This is a genomic window from Streptococcus pluranimalium, from assembly GCF_047785745.1.
Lineage (GTDB): Bacteria > Bacillota > Bacilli > Lactobacillales > Streptococcaceae > Streptococcus > Streptococcus pluranimalium_B.
In genome coordinates this window covers 1-3,126 of the sequence record NZ_JBLOJT010000146.1, presented here as the reverse complement: position 1 = coordinate 3,126, position 3,126 = coordinate 1, and the positions used below count along the sequence as shown (strand labels likewise).

The following is a 3,126-nucleotide window of genomic DNA, read 5'->3' as shown; positions in this document are numbered from 1 at the left end:
GAAAGATCAAAAATAAGGTTAAGTTAATAAGGGCGCACGGTGGATGCCTTGGCACTAGAAGCCGACGAAGGACGTGACTAACGACGAAATGCTTTGGGGAGCTGTAAGTAAGCGCTGATCCAGAGATGTCCGAATGGGGGAACCCGGCAGGTAATGCCTGTCATCACTAGTTGTTAAGACTAGCTGAAGGAAGACGCAGTGAACTGAAACATCTAAGTAGCTGCAGGAAGAGAAAGCAAATGCGATTGCCTTAGTAGCGGCGAGCGAAACGGCAGGAGGGCAAACCGAGGAGTTTACTCCTCGGGGTTGTAGGACTGCGACGTGGGACTAGACGACATAGAAGAATGACCTGGGAAGGTCAGCCAGAGAGAGTAACAGCCTCGTATTTAAAATGTTTGTTTAGCCCTAGCAGTATCCTGAGTACGGCGAGACACGCGAAATCTCGTCGGAATCTGGGAGGACCATCTCCCAACCCTAAATACTCTCTAGTGACCGATAGTGAACCAGTACCGTGAGGGAAAGGTGAAAAGCACCCCGGGAGGGGAGTGAAATAGAACCTGAAACCGTGTGCCTACAACAAGTTCGAGCCCGTTAATGGGTGAGAGCGTGCCTTTTGTAGAATGAACCGGCGAGTTACGCTATGATGCGAGGTTAAGTTGAAGAGACGGAGCCGTAGGGAAACCGAGTCTTAATAGGGCGAGATAGTATCATGGTGTAGACCCGAAACCATGTGACCTACCCATGAGCAGGTTGAAGGTGAGGTAAAACTCACTGGAGGACCGAACCAGGGCACGTTGAAAAGTGCTTGGATGACTTGTGGGTAGCGGAGAAATTCCAAACGAACTTGGAGATAGCTGGTTCTCTCCGAAATAGCTTTAGGGCTAGCGTCGATGTTAAGTCTCTTGGAGGTAGAGCACTGTTTGGGTGAGGGGTCCATCCCGGATTACCAATCTCAGATAAACTCCGAATGCCAATGAGATATAATCGGCAGTCAGACTGCGAGTGCTAAGATCCGTAGTCGAAAGGGAAACAGCCCAGACCACCAGCTAAGGTCCCCAAATATATGTTAAGTGGAAAAGGATGTGGGGTTGCACAGACAACTAGGATGTTAGCTTAGAAGCAGCTATTCATTCAAAGAGTGCGTAATAGCTCACTAGTCGAGTGACCCTGCGCCGAAAATGTACCGGGGCTAAAACATATTACCGAAGCTGTGGATGACCTTTTAGGTCATGGTAGGAGAGCGTTCTATGTGTGAAGAAGGTGTACCGTGAGGAGTGCTGGAACGCATAGAAGTGAGAATGCCGGTATGAGTAGCGCAAGACAGGTGAGAATCCTGTCCACCGTAAGACTAAGGTTTCCAGGGGAAGGCTCGTCCGCCCTGGGTTAGTCGGGACCTAAGGAGAGACCGAACGGTGTATCCGATGGCCAACAGGTTGATATTCCTGTACTAGAGTATATAGTGATGGAGGGACGCAGTAGGCTAACTCAACCCAGCGACTGGAAGAGCTGGGCTAAGCAGTGAGGCGTGGTATGAGTCAAATGCTTATACCTGTAACGTTGAGCTGTGATGGGGAGCGAAGTTTAGTAGTGAAGTGAGTGATGTCACACTGCCAAGAAAAGCTTCTAGCGTTAACTATACTCTACCCGTACCGCAAACCGACACAGGTAGTCGAGGCGAGTAGCCTCAGGTGATCGAGAGAACTCTCGTTAAGGAACTCGGCAAAATGACCCCGTAACTTCGGGAGAAGGGGTGCTGTCTTAAGACAGCCGCAGTGAATAGGCCCAAGCAACTGTTTATCAAAAACACAGCTCTCTGCTAAATCGTAAGATGATGTATAGGGGGTGACGCCTGCCCGGTGCTGGAAGGTTAAGAGGAGTGCTTAGAGTTTTACTCGAAGGTATGAATTGAAGCCCCAGTAAACGGCGGCCGTAACTATAACGGTCCTAAGGTAGCGAAATTCCTTGTCGGGTAAGTTCCGACCCGCACGAAAGGCGTAATGATTTGGGCACTGTCTCAACGAGAGACTCGGTGAAATTTTAGTACCTGTGAAGATGCAGGTTACCCGCGACAGGACGGAAAGACCCCATGGAGCTTTACTGCAGTTTGATATTGAGTATCTGTACCACATGTACAGGATAGGTAGGAGCCTAAGAAGTTGGAACGCCAGTTTCAATGGAGGCGTTGTTGGGATACTACCCTTGTGTTATGGCTACTCTAACCCAGATAGGTAATCCCTATCGGAGACAGTGTCTGACGGGCAGTTTGACTGGGGCGGTCGCCTCCTAAAAGGTAACGGAGGCGCCCAAAGGTTCCCTCAGACTGGTTGGAAATCAGTCGCAGAGTGTAAAGGTATAAGGGAGCTTGACTGCGAGAGCTACAACTCGAGCAGGGACGAAAGTCGGGCTTAGTGATCCGGTGGTTCCGTATGGAAGGGCCATCGCTCAACGGATAAAAGCTACCCTGGGGATAACAGGCTTATCTCCCCCAAGAGTTCACATCGACGGGGAGGTTTGGCACCTCGATGTCGGCTCGTCGCATCCTGGGGCTGTAGTCGGTCCCAAGGGTTGGGCTGTTCGCCCATTAAAGCGGCACGCGAGCTGGGTTCAGAACGTCGTGAGACAGTTCGGTCCCTATCCGTCGCGGGCGTAGGAAATTTGAGAGGATCTGCTCCTAGTACGAGAGGACCAGAGTGGACTTACCGCTGGTGTACCAGTTGTCTCGCCAGAGGCATCGCTGGGTAGCTATGTAGGGAAGGGATAAGCGCTGAAAGCATCTAAGTGCGAAGCCCACCTCAAGATGAGATTTCCCATAACGTTATGTTAGTAAGAGCCCTGAAAGAAGATCAGGTAGATAGGTTAGAAGTGTACGTGTGGTGACACATTAAGCGGACTAATACTAATCGCTCGAGGACTTATCCAAAACGAAGTAATTAAGAGTCAATATTGACAGCGAGTCGGTTTCTTGATAGAATATAGGTATTCAATTTTGATTGGATTATCAATCAGAAGTTAAGTGACGATAGCCTAGGAGATACACCTGTACCCATGCCGAACACAGTAGTTAAGCCCTAGAACGCCTGAAGTAGTTGGGGGTTGCCCCCTGTTAGATATGGTAGTTGCTTAGCG

2 rRNA genes are annotated in these 3,126 nt (G+C 49.9%); both read left to right on the top strand.

From position 1 onward, the window contains the following. Positions 1–16: 16 nt before the first annotated feature. A 23S ribosomal RNA gene (locus ACMZ6U_RS09855) occupies positions 17–2,920 on the top strand. 89 nt (positions 2,921–3,009) lie between these two features. After that, positions 3,010–3,125, top strand: a 5S ribosomal RNA gene (gene rrf, locus ACMZ6U_RS09850). The last annotated feature ends 1 nt before the right edge of the window (position 3,126 follow it).